Raw genomic sequence first — 19,417 nt, forward strand, 5'->3', positions numbered from 1 at the left:
CGAGCGGCAGGCTGGACAGCGGCGTGCGCACCGGGCAAGGGGGGACCCGAGCCGGTGCACGCGCCGGCAGCGTCCCCCGGTAGGGTGACGCCGCTGTTGGCTATTCGTGTTCGTGGGGTGCGGCCGCAACGCGTATCGGCTTGATAACAGCATCTTCACGTTCCACACATTTCAGTGCACAGTGACAGCGACCTCACATTCCCACGTGAGCGCCCCTGAGGAGGCATTCGCATGCGCGGGAGCACCCCACGTAATGTTGCGGCCGGTTTGGCCGCACTGGCCCTCGTCGCGGCTGCTGCCGGTTGCGGCGACTCGAAGAGCGGCGGCGGCGACTCCGCCAAGACCGCCGACGGCGCGATCAGCATGCACGGCACCCAGCCGCAGAACCCGCTGGTTCCCGCCAACACCACCGAGACCGGTGGCGGCAAGATCATCGACTACCTGTTCAGTGGTCTGGTGCGCTACCCCGTGGGTGGCGGCAACCCGGAGAAGCAGGTGGCCGAGTCGATCGACACCACCGACTCCAAGGTATACAAGATCAAGATTAAGCAGGGCACGAAGTTCCACGACGGGACCGAGGTCAAGGCGAAGAACTTCGTCGACGCCTGGAACTGGGCGGCCTACTCGCCGAACGGCGCCTCCAACGGCACGTTCTTCAACGAGATCCAGGGCTACGCCGACGTCCACACCGAGGACCCGGACGCCGACGGCCCGAAGAAGGCCCCGGAGCCGAAGACCAAGGAGATGTCGGGCCTCAAGGTCGTCGACGACTACAACTTCGAGGTCACCCTCCAGGCGCCGTTCTCGATCTGGCCGACCAAGACCGGCTACAGCGCCTTCATGCCGCTGCCGGACTCCTTCTTCAAGGACCCGACGGCGTTCGGCAAGAAGCCGATCGGCAACGGCGCGGTCAAGTTCGTGAGCTGGCAGGACAACGTCGAGGTCAAGCTGGCCCGGTTCGACGACTACACCCTGGACGACAAGGTCAAGGTCAAGGACGTCACGATCAAGCTGTACCAGCAGGACTCGGCGGCCTACACCGACCTGCTCGCCGGCAACCTCGACTTCATGGAGCAGGTGCCGATCTCGGCGCTCGCCGGCCAGAAGTGGAAGGGCGACCTCCCGGACCGGACGATCGAGGGCAACATCCCCACGACCGGCCTGATCGCGTTCCCGATCTACGACAAGCGCTTCCAGAACCCGGACCTGCGCAAGGCCGTCTCGCTGGCGATCAACCGGGAGCTGATCTCGGACAAGATCTTCTTCGGCAGCCGGCCGCCGGCGGACAGCTGGGCCAACCCGAGCACGCCGGGCAACCCGGCCGGGGGCTGCACGGTCTGCAAGTTCGACGCCACCGAGGCGAAGAAGCTGCTGGAGAAGGCCGGCGGGTTCTCCGACGAGATGGTCTTCTACTACAACGCCGACTCCAGCCACAAGGAGTGGATGGAGGCCGTCGCCGACGCCGTCAAGACCGGGCTGGGCATCAAGGCCCGCGCCGAGGGTGTGCCGACCTTCGCGGTCTTCCGGCAGCTCATCGACGAGCACAAGATGAAGGGCCCGTACCGCGCGGCCTGGCAGCAGGACTACCCGGACGTGGAGAACTGGGTCGGCCCGCTGTACGTCACCGGCGGCTCCTCCAACGACGGCCTCTACAGCAACAAGGACGTCGACAAGCTCTACAAGGAGGGCACCTCCGCCAAGGACCTCGACGGCGCGCACGCCAAGTTCGCCGAGGCCCTGAAGCTCGTGGACGCGGACGTTCCGTCGATTCCGGTCTACTTCTACAAGAGCCAGGCGGGTTACTCCGAGCGCGTGGCGAACGTCAAGGTCGATCACGTGGGTGAGCTCGACATCTCCACGATCGAACTCAAGTAATACGGCTATGCTCTGGGTCCGGTCCACCGCAAGGTGGGCCGGACCCCGTGCACCCAACCCCCGGCGCGCGACAATTGCGTGAGTTGACCGCATTCGCCGACGCGGAATTTGCTTCTGTCAGTTGGAGGAACGATGGGCCGTTACGTCCTGCGACGGCTTCTACAACTCATTCCCGTCTTTATCGGCACGACATTTCTGATCTATTGGCTGGTCTGGGCAGTGCCGGGCGATCCGTTCGCAGGCAAGTGCGGTGAGCGCCGTTGCCCCGATTCGTACATCGAGAAGATGACGCAGCTCTACTCGCTCGACCAGCCCCTTCCGGTGCAGTACGTCAAGTACATGACGAATCTGCTCCAGGGCGATTTCGGGACGACCTTCGGTGGCCAGGATGTCGGCCAGCTCATTCTCACCGCGTACCCGAATACCGCCAAGCTCGCCCTGGTCGCGCTGGCCGTCGAGACGCTGATCGGCATCACCGCCGGTGTCCTCACCGGCCTGCGCCGCAACGGCTTCCTGGACAATCTGACCCTGGTCTCCACGCTGTTCCTGCTCGCGCTGCCGACCTTCGTCACCGGCTTCCTGCTGCAGTGGTTCCTGGGCGTCAAGCTGGGCCTCGTCCGCCCGACCGTGTCGGCGGAGGCCCCGTTCAGCGAGTTGCTCGTGCCGGGCTTCGTGCTCGGCAGCGTGTCCCTCGCGTACGTGACGCGGCTCGCCCGCACCAGCATCGCCGAGAACCGCCGCTCCGATTACGTGCGCACGGCCATCGCCAAGGGACTGCCGATGCGCCGGGTTGTGGGCATCCACCTGCTGCGCAACTCGCTCATTCCGGTGGTGACCTATCTCGGCACCGACCTGGGCGCGCTCATGGGCGGCGCGATCGTCACCGAGGGCATCTTCCAGATCAACGGAATCGGCCGGACGGCGTACCGGGCGATCGTCACCAAGGAGGGCGGGACAGTCGTTTCCGTCGTCGTCGTCCTGGTGCTGGTGTACCTCTTCATGAACCTGCTCATCGACCTGCTCTACGCGGCGCTGGACCCGAGGATTCGCTATGAGTGACATCAGTGACGTGGGCACGGTGGCGTCGCCGACGGCGACCCCGCCGCCGACGATGTCGGCCGCCCCGGCCGAGGCTGCACGGAAACCGCGCGGCCAGTTCGCCGACGTGTGGGCGGAACTGCGACGCAAGTCGATGTTCTGGATCTCGATGGCTCTTATTGTCGTTTTCCTGGCAATGGCGGCCTTCCCCGGTTGGTTCACCTCCATCAACCCCGACACCAGCTCGCTCGCGACCAATCTGCAAGGCCCGTCGAGCGCACACTGGTTCGGCACCGACATCCAGGGCCGGGACATTTTCGCCCGGACCATCTACGGCGCGCAGGCGTCCATCGTGGTGTCGGTCCTGGCGACGCTCGGCACGGTCCTGATCGGCGGCCTGATCGGCACGCTGTCCGGCTACGTCGGCGGCTGGGTCGACGGCCTGCTGTCGCGGATCGCGGACGTGTTCTTCGGCCTGCCGTTCGTCCTGGGCGCGCTGCTGATCCTGTTCACCTTCAACCCGCCCGGCTCCACGCCGAGCAAGCCGAAGGTGATGGCGCTGGTGGTTGCCTCGCTGTTCGTGCTGTCCTGGCCGGTGTCCATGCGGATCATGCGGTCGGCGGTGCTGAGCGTGCGCGAGGCGGACTACATCGTGGCCGCCCGGGCCCTGGGGGCGAGCCCGGTGCGGATCGTCTTCAAGCACGTGATCCCGAACTGCCTGGCCTCGCTGCTGGCGTACTCGACGGTGCTGATCGGCTCGTTCATCGGCGCGGAGGCGACGCTGTCGTTCCTCGGCGTCGGGCTGCGGCCGCCGGCGATGTCCTGGGGCATCATGATCAATGAGGCGCAGAACTACCTGCGCCTCGTGCCCGGCTGGCTGTTCTTCCCGGCCGCGTTCCTCGTCCTGGCCGTGCTGGCCTTCGTCATGCTGGGCGAGTGCGTCCGCGAAGCCCTCGACCCGAAGCTGCGGTAGGTGATCGCGTTGTCCAATCTCACTGTCTCCGAGCCGGCATATGCGGCCTCGGGCCCCGGCTCCCGGCCGCTGCTCGAGGTCGAGGGCCTGCACGTCGAGTTCCGCACCCGGGAGGGCGTGGCCAAGGTCATCAACGGCGTCACGTACGACGTCCGGGCCGGCGAGACGCTCGCCGTACTGGGCGAGTCGGGCTCCGGCAAATCCGTCACCGCCCAGACGATCATGGGCATCCTGGACGTGCCGCCCGGCCACGTCAGCGCGGGGTCGATCCGGTTCCACGGCAAGGACATGCTCAAGATGTCCGCCGAGGAGCGGCGCAAGATCCGCGGCGAGGGCATCGCCATGGTGTTCCAGGACGCGCTGTCGGCGCTGAACCCGACCTTCACGGTCGGCTTCCAGATCGCCGAGCAGTTCCGCGTCCGCCGCGGCATGGGCCGCCGGGAGGCCAAGCGGCGCGCGATCGAGATGCTCGACCTGGTCAAGATCCCCAACGCGAGGCAGCGGGTCACCGAGTTCCCGCACCAGTTCTCCGGCGGCATGCGGCAGCGCGTGATGATCGCGATGTCGCTGGCGCTGGACCCCGAGGTGCTCATCGCCGACGAGCCGACCACGGCGCTCGACGTGACGGTCCAGGCGCAGATCATGGACCTGCTCGCCGAACTCCAGCGCGAGCGGCAGATGGGGATGATCCTGATCACCCACGACCTCGGCGTCGTCGCCGACGTCGCGGACCGGATCGCGGTCATGTACGCGGGGCGGATCGTCGAGCAGGCGGACGTGCACGAGCTGTACGCCCACCCGGCCCACCCCTACACCATCGGCCTGATCAACTCGATCCCGCGGATCGACGAGAAGGGCCAGGAGCTGCGCACGATCAAGGGCCTCCCGCCGAACCTCATGCGCATCCCCACCGGCTGCCCGTTCCACCCGCGCTGCCCGCGGGCCGAGCAGCTCTGCACCCAGCAGCTCCCGCCGCTGCTGCAGGTCGGCCCCAGCCGGGCCAGCGCATGCCACTTCGCGGAGGAGCTGGTGAACCGTGGCTGAGAAGATCCTCGAGGTCGACAACGTCGTCAAGCACTACCCGGTCACCCGGGGCGTGGTGTTCAAGAAGACGATCGGCCACGTCAAGGCCGTCGACGGGGTCAGCTTCGACCTGCACCACAGCGAGACGCTCGGCGTGGTCGGCGAGTCCGGCTGCGGCAAGTCGACGCTGTCCCGGGTCCTGATGAACCTGGAGCGGCCGACGTCGGGCGCCGTGCGGTACCGGGGCAAGGACATCTCGAAGCTGCGCGGCGCGGAGCTGAAGCGGATGCGCCGGCAGATCCAGCTCGTCATGCAGGACCCGTACACCTCGCTCAACCCCCGGATGACGGTCGGCGACCTGATCGGCGAGCCGTTCGAGATCCACACCGAGGTGGCGCCGAAGGGCAGCCGGCAGGGCAAGGTCCAGGAGCTGCTGGAGCTGGTCGGCCTCAACCCGGAGCACCTCAACCGGTACCCGCACCAGTTCTCCGGCGGCCAGCGGCAGCGCATCGGCATCGCCCGGGCGCTGGCCCTGCGGCCGGAGATCGTCGTCTGCGACGAGCCGGTCTCGGCGCTGGACGTCTCCATCCAGGCCCAGGTGATGAACCTGCTGGAGAAGCTCCAGCGGGAGCTGGGCCTGGCGTACATCTTCATCGCCCACGACCTGTCCGTGGTCCGGCACCTGTCGGACCGGGTCGGCGTCATGTACCTGGGCAAGATGGTGGAGCTGGGCAGCGACGAGGAGATCTACGAGCGGCCCACCCACCCGTACACGCAGGCGCTGCTGTCGGCGGTACCGGTGCCGGACCCGACGGTCCGGGAGCAGAAGCAGATCATCCGGCTCACCGGGGACGTGCCGTCGCCGGTGAACCCGCCCTCGGGCTGCCGGTTCCGGACCCGCTGCTGGAAGGCGCAGGACCTGTGCGCCGAGCAGGTACCGCTGCTGACGCTGCGGGAGCGGACGGACCACCCGTCGGCCTGCCACTACGCCGAGATCCGGGAGATCGTGCAGACGCACGAAGCCTGAGATCGGCGCGATCCACAACGCCGCGGCGCGGGGCAACCCGCACCGCGGCGTTTCCTCGTCCGGGCCGGCACCTCATTCGATCGCGCCCATGGTCGCCGCGACCAGAGGCGGGCCGCGCTCCCGAACATCGCCTGTGCGTGCAGGTCGGCGTGGAGGCGCAGGTACAGCCGGACCTCGGACGGCCGGGTGACCCGGAGCTGCGCGGTCGGCAACTCGACCGCCACCGACTCCTCGTCGAGGATCCGGAAGCCGACCGCCGGGACCCCGTACATCTGCCGGTCGCGCGCGATGACGCCGACCGAGATATTCGGCCGGCGCATCATCGTGAGCAGGTGGGGGCAAGCTGCTGCCCGTGCCCTGCCGGGTCGCAGTACCGGGTGGTGAGCGCGGCCTCCGCGAGCAGGACCGAGATCCGGTTGGTCGCAGCGCGAGGTCGAACGTGCGCCGGCGCAGCTCGATCGCCTGCTCGATGTCGTCGGGCGCGTCGAAGAAGTCCCGCCAGTAGCGCATGGCCGCCCGCGGCCGTTCTCGATCCGGCTCAGCCAGGTGGGGTGGGTGCCGATGAGCGCCGCCAGCGCCCGCCCCGTCCGGCCGGCGGAGCGCCGGATCCGGCGGAGGCGGGCGCCGAGCGACGCCCGAGCCTCGTCGGCCGCGGAGAGGCGGCCGGTACTCATCGTGGTCCGTGGCCACCTCCCGGAGTCGGGCGAACGCCCCCGGTACCGCGCGACCCGCGCCCCGAACTCGTCGGCGGTCAGCGTGCGGAGCACCTCAGCCCCGGCCCCGGAACAAGTGCATCATGCGGGCCGGGATCTCCACGACCGTCTCGTGGCCGGGTACCGCGAGTGCGGCCAGCCTCCGGGTCGTGGACGCGCCAACCCTGCACGAGGTACGAGTCGCGATCGGTGCGGTACAGCGAGGGGCAGTTGGTGTGCTGGCTGTGGGGATCCTTGCCGAGAAACCCAACCTTCACACTGCGCTCCCTACGCGTCGGCGAACATGAGGCGAGGTACCGAATGCGGGCTTGTTGAGGTACCTCAGCTCATGTCGGTCGGCCTACAGCGGGCCGCGGCCGGCGCGGAGGAGGAGGAGGGCGAGTTGGACGCCGTCCTCGCCGATCGCCTGGCGGAACTTCGTCAGGATCTGCTGCTCCCTGGCCAGCGCGAGCCGGGTACCCCCGCCGGCCAAGCGGGCCCGGCCGACCTCTCGGGAGATCGCGGCGCGTTCCCGCCAGAGATCCAGCATCGTCGCGTCGATCTGGTCGATGCGGGCGCGCAGGTCGGTCACGTCGGGGGCGGTGGTGGTGTCAGCGGGCGGTACGGACATCTCGATCTCCTCGTGCGGTACGGGATGGTCGAGCCGGAACAATCACGAAGGCCCCGGGCTCGACGAGCCCGGGGCCTTCGTGGACAGTTCTCAGGCGCTGCCCACCGGCTTCGGACTCGGCAGCACATAGCCGAGGAAGCCGGTGGTAAAGGAAGCGCAGGTCACGCAGTCAGTATGCGCGACGCGCGGCACCGGGGCAACCGAATCGCCGCCACGACTGGACAACACTGGCCGTCCGGCCCGGGGACCGGTCCCGCCGCGGCCGACGGCCACGAGGACCGCGGCGGGACCGATCGGGCCGCGCCGCCAGCGCCCACCCCCACGCGGTTGCCCCCAGCGTGTTCAGGCCGCCGGGCGCGGACCCGATCGTGGGGATGGTCGTCGGATCGACCGCTGTGGTTCCCGGTTCCGCCGAACTTTCGGCCGGGAACGGCCCCCGGCCACCCACGGCGCCGCCCCGGACGGCGATCTCGCAGTGGTCCCGGCTCAGCCGATTCTCGTCACCCGGTCCGCCGGGCCGGGCGCCACCGGGCCGGCGGCCAGGTACGCGACCAGGGCGTCGATGTCGAAGCCCGGCGCCACGGCGCGGTCCGTCCCGCCGGTGAGGGCCGCGAAGCCGTCGCCGCCGTTGGCCAGGAAGTCGTTGGTGGTGACCCGGTACGCCCGGGCCGGGTCCAGCGGCACCCCGTCGACCGTGGCCGCGGTGATCCGGTCGCCCGGCGCGCGGCGGGTGTCGTAGGTGAACCGGACGCCCGCCGACGGCTGGAGTACCCGCTGCGGGCCGGCGACCGGGAACTGCTGCTCCAGCGCCGCCCGCACCTGCGCGCCCGTCAGGGTCTGGGTGACGAGCAGGTTGTTGAAGGGCTGGACCGCGAACGCCTCGCCGTACGTCACCTCGCCCGGCTGCTCGCCGCCGGCCGACGCCCCGTGCACGAGCGGCGCGCGGACGCCGCCGGGGTTCATCAGGGCGAGCTGCGCCCCCGCGCCGCGGGTGCGGGCGAGCTGCGCGTCGGCGATGACGTCGCCGAGCGGCTGCTCGCCGCTGGCGGCGGGGGTGTTGCCGATGTCGGCGGTGATCCGGCCGACGACGCGGTTGGCGAGCGGGGCGACGGCGGTGCGGTACTTGTCGGCGAGGCGCTTGGCGGCCGGGTCGACCAGGGCGGGGTCGCGCAGGTACGCGCCGGTGGCGTCCTTGCGCCAGCCGCCCTGGCCGTCGGGGATGCCGTTGACGACGATGTGGTTGCGGGCGGCGACCTCGGTGAACCGCTTGGTGCGGCGGTCCAGGGTGATGCTCAGGTCGGTGATGAGCTGGCCGTTGCTGCCGGCGCTGGTGACGACCGTCGGGGCGCCGGCGGCGTTGGGCAGGCTGCACGTGTAGAAGCGGTGGGTGTGGCCGGAGACGACCGCGCCGAACTCCGGGGCGAGCCGGGCGACGATGTCGACGACCGGGCCGGCGAAGTGCGCGCAGCCGCCCGGGGCGGGGGCGGTGCCGCCCTGCTGGCCGCCCTCGTGCAGCAGCAGGACGACCGCGTGCACGCCGAGGTCGCGCAGGCGGGCGGCCCAGGCGTTCGCGGTGGCCGCCTCGTCGAGGAACTCGACGTCGGCGACGCCGGCCGGGTTGACGATGCCGGCCGTACCCTTCAGCGTCAGGCCGACGAAGCCGACCGGGACGCCGTCGATTGTCCGGACGGCGACCGGCGGCAGGACCGGCTTGCGGGTGCGGCGGTCGACGGTGTTGGCGGCCAGGTACGCGAACCGGGCCCCGGCGAAGCCGTCGCCGTCGGCGCAGCCGTCGACCGGGTGGCAGCCGCCGCGGTCCATCCGGCGCAGCTCGGCCACGCCCTCGTCGAACTCGTGGTTGCCGACCGCGCTGATGTCGAGCCCGACGAGGTCCATCAGCTCGATCGTCGGCTCGTCGTGGAAGGCGGCCGAGACCAGCGGCGTGGCCCCGATCAGGTCGCCGGCGCCGACGGTCAGGGCGGGCCGGCCGGCGGCCGCCGCGGCCGCGCGGCGCCGCTGTAGCCAGGTGGCCAGGTACTCCACCCCGCCGGCCGGGACGCCGGTCACCGCGGCGGCGCTGCCGGCGGGTGGGTCGACGGCGCCGTGGAAGTCGTTGTACCCGAGCAGGGTGCCGCGGGCGAGCCGGTCGCCGGCGCCGAGGGTGACCCGGACCGGGGCCAGCGGGTCGGCCGCGGCCGCGGGCCGCGGGAGCGGGGTGAGCGTGACGGCCAGCGCCAGCGCGGCGGCGAGCCCGGTGCGTACGCGGGTCGATGTCGTCCTCATGTCGACATCCTCGCCCCGCCCCGGTGACCGGGCCACCCCGACCGCGTGAACTCCGCGCGCCGGAGTGTCGGTGGGGCGGCCTAGACTCGGTAGGCGATGCAGGCACTCTTCGACCCACCTCCCGTCCAGCCGGTCCAGCGGGATGGTGCGTACGCCGACGACCGGGCTCCCGCCGACCCCGAGGCCCTGCTCGCGGGCCTGAACGACGCCCAGCGGGCGGCCGTCGTCCACGCCGGCAGCCCGCTGCTGATCGTGGCCGGCGCCGGCTCCGGCAAGACGCGCGTGCTCACCCACCGGATCGGCTACCTGCTGGGCGCGCGCGACGTCCACCCCGGGCAGATCATCGCCATCACCTTCACCAACAAGGCCGCCGCCGAGATGCGCGAGCGGGTCGAGGGGCTGGTGGGGCGGCGGGGCCGCTACATGTGGGTGTCCACGTTCCACTCCGCGTGCGTGCGCATCCTGCGCCGGGAGCACGCGGCGCTCGGGCTCAAGTCGGGCTTCACCATCTACGACGCCGACGACAGCCGGCGGCTGATGCAGCTCGTCGCCCGCGAGCTGGACCTGGACCCGAAGCGGTACGGCGCCCGCGCGCTGGTCACCCGGGTGTCCGCGCTGAAGAACGAGCTGGTCGACCCGGAGCGCGCCACGGCGGAGGCGAAGGGGCCGCAGGAGCGGGCGGTGGCCGAGGCGTACACGCTGTACCAGCGGCGGCTGCGCGAGGCACACGCGCTCGACTTCGACGACCTGATCATGACGACCGTGCACCTGTTCCAGGCCCACCCCGAGGTGGCCCGGGTGTACCGGCAGCGGTTCCGGCACGTGCTGGTCGACGAGTACCAGGACACCAACCACGCCCAGTACATGCTCATCAAGGAGCTGGTCGGCCCCGCGGGCGACGCCGAGCTGCCGCCGGCCGAGCTGTGCGTGGTCGGCGACGCCGACCAGTCCATCTACGCCTTCCGCGGCGCGACGATCCGCAACATCATGGAGTTCGAGCGGGACTTCACCGACGCCGCGACGATCCTGCTGGAGCAGAACTACCGCTCCACCCAGACGATCCTCAACGCCGCCAACGCGGTGATCGACCGCAACGCCGGGCGCAAGCCGAAGCGGCTGTGGAGCGAGGCGGGCGCGGGGGAGCCGATCACCGGGTACGTCGCCGACACCGAGCACGCGGAGGCCGACTGGGCCGCCCGGGAGATCGACCGGCTGGTCGACGCGGGCGCGGTCCGGTACGGCGAGGTCGCGGTGTTCTACCGGACCAACGCGCAGTCGCGGGTGTTCGAGGAGGTGTTCATCCGGCACGGGCTGCCGTACAAGGTGGTCGGCGGGGTGCGCTTCTACGAGCGGCGGGAGGTCCGGGACGCGCTGGCGTACCTGCGGGCCATCGCCAACCCCGACGACACGGTGAGCCTGCGCCGCATCCTGAACACCCCGCGGCGGGGGATCGGCGAGCGGGCGGAGGCGTGCGTCGAGGCGCTGGCCGCGCGCGACCGGCTGTCGTTCGGCGCGGCGCTGCGCCGGGCGGCGGACGCGCCGGGGATGCCGGCCCGGGCGGCGAAGTCGATCGAGGCGTTCGTGGCGCTGCTGGACGAGCTGCGCGACCTGGCCGCCACCGCCGCGCCGGACGAGGTGCTGGAGGAGGTGCTGCGCCGCACCGGGTACCTGGCCCAGCTCGAGGAGAGCCTGGACCCGCAGGACGAGGGCCGGGTGGAGAACCTGCAGGAGCTGGTCAGCGTCGCCCGCGAGTACGCCGAGCGGGCCGAGCTGCTCGCGGCCGGCGGCGACGCGGGGGAGGAGGCGGCCGAGCCGGCGGCGCAGGCGGACGACGCCGCCGAGGGCGCGGCCGCGGCCCGGCCCGCCGGCACGCTGGACGGGTTCCTGGAGCAGGTGTCGCTGGTCGCCGACGCCGACCAGATCCCCGACGACGACCCGGACCACACCGGCGTGGTCACGCTGATGACCCTGCACACGGCCAAGGGGCTGGAGTTCCCGGTCGTGTTCCTGTCCGGGTTGGAGGACGGGACGTTCCCGCACATGCGGTCGCTGTCCGACCCGGGGGAGCTGGAGGAGGAGCGGCGGCTGGCGTACGTGGGGATCACCCGCGCCCGGCAGCGGCTCTACGTGTCCCGGGCGATCACCCGGGCGGCGTGGGGGCAGCCGCAGTACCAGCCGGCGTCCCGGTTCCTCGGCGAGCTGCCGGCCGAGCTGGTCCGCTGGGAGCGGACCGAGGCCGCCGCGACGACGTGGTCCGGCGGGGGCGGGCACGGCGGGCGGGCGGAGCGGTCGTCGTTCGTCGGCGGTACGCCCAAGGGCGCCGAGCTGGCCGCCCGGATCGGGGTGGACGCGAGCAAGTTCCGCGCGGCGAGCGAGCTGTCGGCGGCGCCGGTGGTGGCGGCGGGGGACCGGGTCAACCACCAGCGGTACGGGCTGGGGCGGGTCGTCGCGGTCGAGGGCGCGGGGCCGCGGGCCAGGGCGCAGATCGACTTCGGCGACCAGACCCTCTGGCTGATCCTCCGGCACGCCCCGCTGGAGAAGATCTAGCGCGGCGCCGACCCGCCGGGCCGGATCGCGCGGCGGGTCAGCAGGAGGTGCGGATGCCGCGGGCGCCGAGCCAGCCCGCCGGGTTGACCTGGTTCCACAGGCCCTTGTGGACCTCGAAGTGCAGGTGCGGGCCGGTCGAGTCGCCGGTGCTGCCCTCGAACCCGAGGACCGTGCCGGCCTTGACCGGCTGGCCCGCCCGGACGGCGGTCTTCTGCATGTGCGCGTAGTGGGTGAGCGTGCCGTCGGCGTGCCGGAGCATGACCGAGATGCCGTACCCGGCGTAGTTCCAGCCGGCGGCGACGACCACGCCGCGCTGCACCGCCCGGATCGGCGAGCCGGCCGGGCGGGCGAAGTCGATGCCGGCGTGCAGCACGCCCCAGCGCTGCCCGAAGCACGAGGTGACCGACGCGCCGGGCAGCGGGTGGCTGTACCTGCGCGCGGCGGCCAGCGCCCTGCGCGCGGCGGCCCGGACGGCCAGCGCCCGCTTCTCCCGGGCGCGCTGCGCCGCGCGCGCCTCGGCGGTGGCGACGACCACCCTGGCCGTGCCGCGGGCGGCGACCCGCGGCGCGGGCGTGGTGAGCGCGCGGACGGCGTCGTTGCGCGGGCTGCCGCGGCTGGCCACGTCGGCGGCCCGGCCGGCGTCGGCCGCCGGGTCGCCGGCGAGTGCGGCGGTGCGGACCGTGTCGGCGGCGGGGTCGATGCGGGGCAGTTCGACGGTGTCGGCGAGGTCGGAGCCGCTGGCGGCGGAGCCGAGGGCGACCGCGGCGGCCGTCACGCCGAACACGGCGGCGGTGGCGGTCGGCCCGACCTGGATGCTGACCGGCGCGGCGTGCGCCCCGCGGGCGAACGGGGGCGCGCGGTGGGCGCCGGGCGCGGCGGTGGCGCGCCGGCGGCCCCGGTAGCGGTCCGGACGGTCCGGCACGTGATCTCCCCCCGGCTCGGCGGTCCACTCCAGGGTTCCGCCGGGCCGGCGCGGCCGGCATCGGCCGGCGACCGCGTCCCGGCCCGCAGTCGGGCGGGCGGAATGACCGATTGGCCGGACGGTAGGGCGCAAAAAAGGGCATACGGCGCGATGATCGCGGCGCCGTATGCCCTCGGTGATCAGGTGGTTACGCGGTGGAGCTGAGCCCGCCGTAGATGGCCTCGACCTCGAGCTTGATGTTGACGCCCTTGGCCTCGAGGAACGGGATCGGGTCGACCGCCTCGCCGCCGGACCGGATCTCCAGGTACAGCTCCGGCGCGTAGGCCAGGCCCGTGTTGCCGACCAGGCCGACCTTGTCGCCGGCCTTGACCTGCTGGCCCTCGCTCACGGCGAGGGAGGACTGGTGGCCGTACAGCGACTCCAGGCCGTTGCCGTGGTCGATCACCACGGTGTACCCGTACGCGCCCATCCAGCGGGCGACCTTCACGGTGCCGGCGTGTACCGCGCGGACCGTGCTGCCCTCGGGCGCGGCGAGGTCGATGCCCGGGTGCATCTTCCCGTCGACGACGCCGAACGGGGACGTGAAGTGGTACCCCTTCACCGGCAGCAGCCACGCGTCGGCGGCCTGCTGGTCGACGGAGCGGGTCACCTCGGCGCGGCGGGTGCTCCGGGAGGCGGCCTGCGGGTTGTCCCGCTCCGCCAGGTCCTGCGCGATCTGCGACGACTCGGCGACCTTGGCGAGCGTCGCGTCGGGGATCTCCTTGGCGTCGGGGAAGAAGGCGCTGGCCCCCATCGCCACCATTCCGGCCCCGACGAACGCGCCGGTCACCGCCGCGGCGTACCGGCTGCGCGGCGGGGTCGGTACCCGCCGGCGACCGCGATACCGGTCCGGCTCAGACGACAAACGCTGACGCACGCATATCCTCCGTAATCGGTGTCCATGGTGGTCGGCGGGCGGATGTATTGGGGGTGACCCGCTGGCCGATGTCCCCTCCGCCGGTGGTGCCGGTGGCGGGTGGGTCCTGCGGACGGGTACGTGCGCGCGGCGGCGGCGGTTCGAGCCGTTCGCGGCACTCACCCGTCTGGGGTGCCGGGCTCCGGTGCGTGGCCGGTGCCCATGCTCTTCAGTTGGCTGGCACTCCCGGCGCGGGTGCGCGTGCGGCAATTGCGCGCATGCAGCACGTGCCGCGGATGGAAATGCCGTGCAGCCAGCATATCGATGGCCACGCGACACCGTAGCTAACGCCTACCCCCCGTTACAAGTCACTGGGGGGCCAGAATGCGACCCGGGTGCGTCTGTCCGTCGTAGAGCGCCCGATTCTGTTGCGGTATAAGGCGATTAGACCCGACTTCGCTCAGTAGTCAAGCACATGACGCAACGTATTGTGTCCGGAAGGTAGTACTTGATCAGCTTATCGGGTGACGCCCGGCGGACCGGACGGGGGACACCGTCGGGGACCCACCGGCCGGGGTGGGTGGGGTCCCGCTTCCGGGGACGCGTTACCGTGCGTCGAAGGGTCGGCCGCCGGAAGGGTACTGCCTGATGAGCTCACGGATTCGCGTCGTCGTCGCCAAGCCCGGCCTCGACGGCCATGACCGCGGCGCCAAGGTCGTCGCGCGCGCGCTGCGCGACGCCGGCATGGAGGTCATCTACACCGGCCTGCACCAGACGCCGGAGCAGATCGTGGAGACCGCGATCCAGGAGGACGCCGACGCGGTCGGCCTGTCCGTGCTCTCCGGCGCGCACATGACGCTGTTCCGCAAGGTGCTCGACCTGCTCGCCGAGCGCGACGCGCGGGACATCGTGGTGTTCGGCGGCGGCATCATCCCGGACGACGACATGCCCGAGCTGTCGCGGATCGGCGTGGCGAAGGTGTTCACGCCCGGCGCGACCACGTCCTCGATCGTGGAGTGGGTCCGGGCGAACGTGAAGACCGAGTCCTGACCGCCGCCCGCGCGCCCGCCGGACCGCGGCGGGCCGGGCGGGACGGAAATTCCACCCCGGAGTGGCGCCGGACCGGGGCGGAATGTGAATCCTTCTCGGACATTCGGCTCCGGACACACGAAAATGAGGGGCCGGGCGCACCCCTCACACGCCCGGCCCCTCCATGCACGACGCCCCGCCGCCACCCCTCGACCGACAGGGCATCGGCCGTCCATGCGACCCGCCGGCGGCTCGCGCCGCGGTCCGGGTCGGTAGTCGTCGCGGGCGCGGTGGCGCCGGCGACATCCTTCTCAACGACGGCTCTCGGGCGAGGTGACGCACCTCGCAGAGAAACTTTGTCCTGGTATGCCGGATTGCGCCGACCCGGTCGGGTGCCGGTACCGCGACCGGGTCGTCCGCGGCGCCGCGCCCGGGGAAACACCGCGTGACGCGAGCGTGTGCGGTACGGCACACGCCGCCCCCGACGCCCGGCCCCGGCGCGCCGCCTCGATAAGCTGCGCCGAGGGCCCGCCTCGACCGGAGCGGCGGGCGGCACACTCTCACCCTCGCCGGCGGGCCGTCACGCGCGCCGCGCAAGAGAACGGGACGGACGCACAGGTGGACCTGTACGAGTACCAGGGGCGCGACCTGTTCGGAAAGCACGGCCTGCCCGTGCTCGACGGCGGCGTCGCCACGACCCCGAGCGAAGCCCGCGCCATCGCCGAGCGACTCGGCGAGCGCGTGGTCGTCAAGGCCCAGGTCAAGGTCGGCGGCCGGGGCAAGGCCGGCGGCGTGAAGCTGGCCGAGGGGGCCGACGAGGCGGAGGCCAGGGCCACCGACATCCTCGGCATGGACATCAAGGGCCACACGGTGCACAAGGTCATGGTCACCGTGACCGCCGACATCGCCGAGGAGTACTACCTCTCCTACCTGCTCGACCGCGCGAACCGCACCTTCCTCTGCATCGCCAGCGTCGCCGGCGGCATGGACATCGAGGCCGTCGCCGAGCAGACGCCGGAGCAGGTGGCCAAGATCGCGATCGACGCGCTCAGGGGCGTGGACGAGGCGAAGGCGCGGGAGATCGTCACCGCGGCCCGGTTCCCGGCCGAGGTCGCCGAGCAGGTCGTGGTCATCGCGCAGCAGCTCTGGGCGGCGTTCGTCGCCGAGGACGCCACGCTGGTCGAGGTCAACCCGCTGGCCAAGACGGCCGAGGGCCGGGTGCTCTGCCTGGACGCGAAGGTCACGTTCGACGCCAACGCCGACTTCCGCCAGCCGGAGCACGAGGCGTACGTCGACCAGTCGGCGATCGACCCGCTGGAGCAGCGGGCCAAGGAGAAGGACCTCAACTACGTCAAGCTCGACGGCGAGGTCGGCATCATCGGCAACGGCGCCGGCCTGGTCATGAGCACGCTCGACGTGGTCGCGTACGCGGGCGAGGACTTCGGCGGGGTCAAGCCGGCCAACTTCCTCGACATCGGCGGCGGCGCCAGCGCCGACGTGATGGCCAACGGGCTGGAGATCGTCCTCTCCGACCCGGCGGTCAAGAGCGTCTTCGTCAACGTCTTCGGCGGCATCACCGCGTGCGACGAGGTGGCCAACGGCGTCGTGCAGGCGCTCGCCCTGCTGAAGCAGCGCGGCGAGGACGTCACCAAGCCGCTGGTCGTCCGGCTGGACGGCAACAACGCCGAGGCCGGTCGGGCGATCCTCGACGGCGCGGCGAACCCGCTCGTCCAGCGGGTCGACACGATGGACGGCGCGGCCCGCCGCGCCGCCGAGCTGGCCGCGGCCTGAGCGGGGAGGGTTACTGACATGGCTATCTGGCTCACCGAGGACTCCAAGGTCATCGTCCAGGGGATGACCGGCTCCGAGGGCATGAAGCACACCCGGCGGATGCTCGCCGCGGGCACCGCGATCGTCGGCGGGGTCAACCCGCGCAAGGCCGGCACCACGGTCGACGTGGACGGCACCGGCGTACCGGTGTTCGGCACGGTCGCCGAGGCGATCAAGGAGACCGGCGCGGACACCTCCGTGGTCTTCGTGCCGCCGGCGTTCTGCAAGGGCGCCGTCATCGAGGCGATCGACGCGGGCATCGGCCTGGTCGTCGTCATCACCGAGGGCATCCCGGTGCACGACACCGCCGCCTTCTGGGCGCACAACAACGCCGCCGGCAACCGGACCCGGATCATCGGGCCCAACTGCCCGGGCATCGCCTCGCCGGGCAAGTCCAACGCCGGCATCATCCCGGCCGACATCACCGGCCCCGGCCGGATCGGCCTGGTCTCCAAGAGCGGCACGCTGACGTACCAGCTCATGTACGAGCTGCGCGACATCGGCTTCTCCACCAGCGTCGGCATCGGCGGCGACCCGGTCATCGGAACCACGCACATCGACGCGCTGGCGGCGTTCCAGGACGACCCCGACACCGAGGCGATCGTGATGATCGGCGAGATCGGCGGCGACGCCGAGGAGCGGGCCGCGGACTTCATCAAGCAGTACGTGACCAAGCCGGTCGTCGGCTACATCGCCGGCTTCACCGCGCCCCCCGGCAAGACCATGGGGCACGCCGGCGCGATCATCTCCGGCTCGTCCGGCACCGCCGAGGCGAAGAAGGCGGCGCTGGAGGCGGCGGGCGTGCGGGTCGGCAAGACGCCGACCGAGACCGCCAACCTCATGCGCGAGGTCATGCGCCAGCACGTCTGAGGCGCGGACGACGCGAGCGCGGCCCGGGCGGGCCCGGCCGGACCGGTCGGACCCGCCCGGGCCGTTCCGGCTGCCGGGCCCGGACCTCCCCGCGGGCGCGGCAGCCGCCGATGGTCCGCCGTGGGCGCGGCACCGGTCGATCAGGCCGCCGTTCCCGCCGTTGATCTGCAAAGGTGGAGGGGATGGCAGCCACGCGCGACGACACCGACCCGGCCCGCGACAGCGACCCGGCCGGCGACGACGCGCAGCCGACGGTCCTGCTCGACCTCGACGAGCTGCGCAGTCGCCCCACCGTCGTCCTGCCGCGCCAGCGCCGGCCCGGGCGCAAGCGGGCGCCGCTGCTGCTCGCCGCCGCCGTCGCGGTCGGCTGGGCCACTCTGGTCTCCGCGCTGCCGCCGCTGCTCGCCGGCTGGTTCGCCGGCACCGGCTTCGGCACCGGGCTGCGGCTGGGCCTGGCCGGCTGGCTGCTCGGCCACGGCGTGCCGGTCCGCACGGCCGTCGGCCCGCTGACCCTCGCGCCGCTCGCGCTCGGCGCGCTCGCCGCCTGGCGGCTGGAGCGGGCCGGGCTGCACGCCGTCCGGGCGATCGGCGCGCGCCGCACCGGCGCGATCGGCCGCACGCTCGCCGTCGCGGGCGCGCTCGGCCTGGTGTACGGGCTGGTCGGCGGCCTCGCCGCGCTCGTCGTCGGCGGGGACGGCGAGGTCGCGGTCACCGCGTGGCGGGCGGTGCTGACCCTGACGGTGTTCGGCGCGGTCGCCGGCGGCGTCGGCGCGGCCCGGGCCAGCGGCGCGGCCGCGCGGCTGCACCGGGCGCTGCCGGTGCCGGTCCGGCTGGCCGCCCGGTTCGGGACGGTCGCCGCGCTGACCCTGCTCGCGCTCGGCGCCGCCGCGGCGGGGCTGGCGCTCGCGCTGGCCTGGGACGACGCGAGCAAGGTGCTGGGCGCGTACCGGACCGGGGTGGGCGGCCAGCTCGGCCTGACCCTGCTGTGCGCCGCGTACCTGCCGAACGTCGCCGTCTGGGCCGCGGCGTACCTGCTCGGGCCGGGCTTCGCGCTCGGCACCGAGACGAGCGTGACCGTGGCCGAGGTGCACGTGGGGGCGCTGCCCGCGGTACCGCTGTTCGCCGGGCTGCCCGACGGCGACCTGGCCGGGCTCGGGCTGTTCGTGGCCGCGGCGCCGGTCCTGGCCGGCGGGTTCGGCGGCTGGCTGCTCGCCCGGGCCGCGCCGCGCGGCGGGGACGGGCCGGACTGGTCCCGGCTGCTCGGCGCCGCGGCGCTCAGCGGGCCGGTGGCCGGGGCGCTGCTCGGCGCGGCCGCGTGGGCCGGCGGCGGGGCGCTCGGCGCCGGCCGGCTGGCCGAGCTGGGCCCGGTCGCCTGGCAGGTCGCGCTGGTCGCGGCCGGCGGCGGCCTGGTCGGCGCGGTACTGGTCGCGGCGGCGCACGGCCTGCTGCGCGGCCGCCGCCGCTGACGGCCGCGCCCCCGGCGCCGGCCGGCCGGGCCGGGCACCGGGGGCGCGGGGCGGGTCAGTTGTTGTTCAGCCCGAAGCTGCCCGTGACGGCGCTGATGATGCCGACGATGATCGACAGGGCCGCGAGGCCGAATCCCACGTACGCCAGCGTCGGCTGCTTGGCGACCTTCTTGGCCTCCAGCAGCGACAGCACCGAGAAGAGGATGCCCAGCGGCGCGCAGCACAGCGCGAACACGATGCCGAGAACGCCCCACAGGGTGGTCTTGTCGTTCCCCGCCGGTACGGGCTGCTGATATGGAGCGGTCACGTGATCCTC

Annotated in this window: 16 protein-coding genes; 10 read left to right on the forward strand and 6 right to left on the reverse strand. The window is 72.4% G+C overall.

Going from position 1 to position 19,417, the window contains the following annotated elements; translation table 11 throughout:
- The first annotated feature begins 267 nt into the window (after nucleotides 1-267).
- From IEY94_RS15650 to IEY94_RS15670, 5 genes are all read left to right on the forward strand, one after another.
- Entirely contained in the window at nucleotides 268-1,875 is a 1,608-nt protein-coding gene (locus IEY94_RS15650; protein WP_229783982.1) for a peptide ABC transporter substrate-binding protein, read from the forward strand.
- Between the two features lie 132 nt (nucleotides 1,876-2,007).
- On the forward strand, nucleotides 2,008-2,934 hold the full coding sequence (locus IEY94_RS15655; RefSeq protein ID WP_189170901.1) for an ABC transporter permease: 927 nt from the start codon (nucleotides 2,008-2,010) through the stop codon (nucleotides 2,932-2,934).
- The gene (locus tag IEY94_RS15660) at nucleotides 2,927-3,886 is read left to right on the forward strand and encodes an ABC transporter permease (protein WP_189170902.1); all 960 of its coding nucleotides are present in this window, start codon (nucleotides 2,927-2,929) and stop codon (nucleotides 3,884-3,886) included. Before IEY94_RS15655 ends, IEY94_RS15660 begins: the two co-directional genes overlap by 8 nt.
- A gap of 9 nt (nucleotides 3,887-3,895) precedes the next feature.
- Nucleotides 3,896-4,930 carry an ABC transporter ATP-binding protein gene (locus tag IEY94_RS15665; RefSeq protein ID WP_189170903.1) on the forward strand — a complete coding sequence of 345 codons (1,035 nt, stop codon included), beginning with the start codon at nucleotides 3,896-3,898 and terminating at the stop codon, nucleotides 4,928-4,930.
- On the forward strand, nucleotides 4,923-5,936 hold the full coding sequence (locus IEY94_RS15670) for an ABC transporter ATP-binding protein (RefSeq protein WP_189170904.1): 1,014 nt from the start codon (nucleotides 4,923-4,925) through the stop codon (nucleotides 5,934-5,936). Before IEY94_RS15665 ends, IEY94_RS15670 begins: the two co-directional genes overlap by 8 nt.
- On the opposite strand, the gene IEY94_RS15675 is transcribed toward IEY94_RS15670, so the two are convergent.
- The 3 genes from IEY94_RS15675 to IEY94_RS15685 all read right to left on the reverse strand — a co-directional run bounded on the left by IEY94_RS15675 (nucleotide 5,894) and on the right by IEY94_RS15685 (nucleotide 9,542).
- On the reverse strand, nucleotides 5,894-6,610 hold the full coding sequence (locus IEY94_RS15675; protein WP_189170905.1) for a Scr1 family TA system antitoxin-like transcriptional regulator: 717 nt from the start codon (nucleotides 6,608-6,610) through the stop codon (nucleotides 5,894-5,896). The two genes, IEY94_RS15670 and IEY94_RS15675, sit on opposite strands and share 43 nt — an antisense overlap.
- A gap of 379 nt (nucleotides 6,611-6,989) precedes the next feature.
- A complete protein-coding gene (locus IEY94_RS15680) occupies nucleotides 6,990-7,259 on the reverse strand; it encodes a chorismate mutase (RefSeq protein WP_189170906.1) in 270 nt (89 codons plus the stop codon).
- A 486-nt stretch (nucleotides 7,260-7,745) separates the two neighbouring features.
- Nucleotides 7,746-9,542, reverse strand: coding sequence for a bifunctional metallophosphatase/5'-nucleotidase (locus IEY94_RS15685; RefSeq protein ID WP_189170907.1), 1,797 nt, complete (start codon nucleotides 9,540-9,542; stop codon nucleotides 7,746-7,748).
- Between the two features lie 96 nt (nucleotides 9,543-9,638).
- Between IEY94_RS15685 and IEY94_RS15690 the strand changes: the two genes are divergently transcribed.
- Nucleotides 9,639-12,089, forward strand: coding sequence for a UvrD-helicase domain-containing protein (locus IEY94_RS15690; RefSeq protein WP_189170908.1), 2,451 nt, complete (start codon nucleotides 9,639-9,641; stop codon nucleotides 12,087-12,089).
- Nucleotides 12,090-12,126: 37 nt separating this feature from the next.
- Here the strand turns inward: IEY94_RS15690 and IEY94_RS23620 are convergent, their stop codons facing one another.
- Both IEY94_RS23620 and IEY94_RS15700 read right to left on the reverse strand, forming a co-directional pair.
- Nucleotides 12,127-13,011 (reverse strand): M23 family metallopeptidase, encoded by an 885-nt coding sequence (locus IEY94_RS23620; protein ID WP_229783983.1) that lies wholly within the window; start codon nucleotides 13,009-13,011, stop codon nucleotides 12,127-12,129.
- Between the two features lie 187 nt (nucleotides 13,012-13,198).
- On the reverse strand, nucleotides 13,199-13,927 hold the full coding sequence (locus IEY94_RS15700) for a M23 family metallopeptidase (protein WP_189170909.1): 729 nt from the start codon (nucleotides 13,925-13,927) through the stop codon (nucleotides 13,199-13,201).
- A gap of 627 nt (nucleotides 13,928-14,554) precedes the next feature.
- Between IEY94_RS15700 and icmB the strand changes: the two genes are divergently transcribed.
- The 4 genes from icmB to IEY94_RS15720 all read left to right on the forward strand — a co-directional run bounded on the left by icmB (nucleotide 14,555) and on the right by IEY94_RS15720 (nucleotide 19,101).
- Complete coding sequence (icmB, locus tag IEY94_RS15705) at nucleotides 14,555-14,956, forward strand: coenzyme B12-dependent isobutyryl CoA mutase small subunit (protein ID WP_189170910.1); 402 nt, start codon at nucleotides 14,555-14,557, stop codon at nucleotides 14,954-14,956.
- Between the two features lie 597 nt (nucleotides 14,957-15,553).
- Nucleotides 15,554-16,726 carry an ADP-forming succinate--CoA ligase subunit beta gene (sucC, locus tag IEY94_RS15710; protein WP_189170911.1) on the forward strand — a complete coding sequence of 391 codons (1,173 nt, stop codon included), beginning with the start codon at nucleotides 15,554-15,556 and terminating at the stop codon, nucleotides 16,724-16,726.
- A gap of 18 nt (nucleotides 16,727-16,744) precedes the next feature.
- Nucleotides 16,745-17,635: a succinate--CoA ligase subunit alpha gene (sucD, locus tag IEY94_RS15715; protein WP_189170912.1), complete on the forward strand. Its 891-nt coding sequence runs from the start codon at nucleotides 16,745-16,747 to the stop codon at nucleotides 17,633-17,635.
- A 182-nt stretch (nucleotides 17,636-17,817) separates the two neighbouring features.
- Nucleotides 17,818-19,101 (forward strand): cell division protein PerM, encoded by a 1,284-nt coding sequence (locus IEY94_RS15720; RefSeq protein WP_189170913.1) that lies wholly within the window; start codon nucleotides 17,818-17,820, stop codon nucleotides 19,099-19,101.
- A 55-nt stretch (nucleotides 19,102-19,156) separates the two neighbouring features.
- Here the strand turns inward: IEY94_RS15720 and IEY94_RS15725 are convergent, their stop codons facing one another.
- Nucleotides 19,157-19,408 (reverse strand): DUF4190 domain-containing protein, encoded by a 252-nt coding sequence (locus IEY94_RS15725; RefSeq protein ID WP_189170914.1) that lies wholly within the window; start codon nucleotides 19,406-19,408, stop codon nucleotides 19,157-19,159.
- Nucleotides 19,409-19,417 lie beyond the last annotated feature (9 nt).

This window comes from Pilimelia anulata (assembly GCF_014647895.1).
Lineage (GTDB): Bacteria > Actinomycetota > Actinomycetes > Mycobacteriales > Micromonosporaceae > Pilimelia > Pilimelia anulata.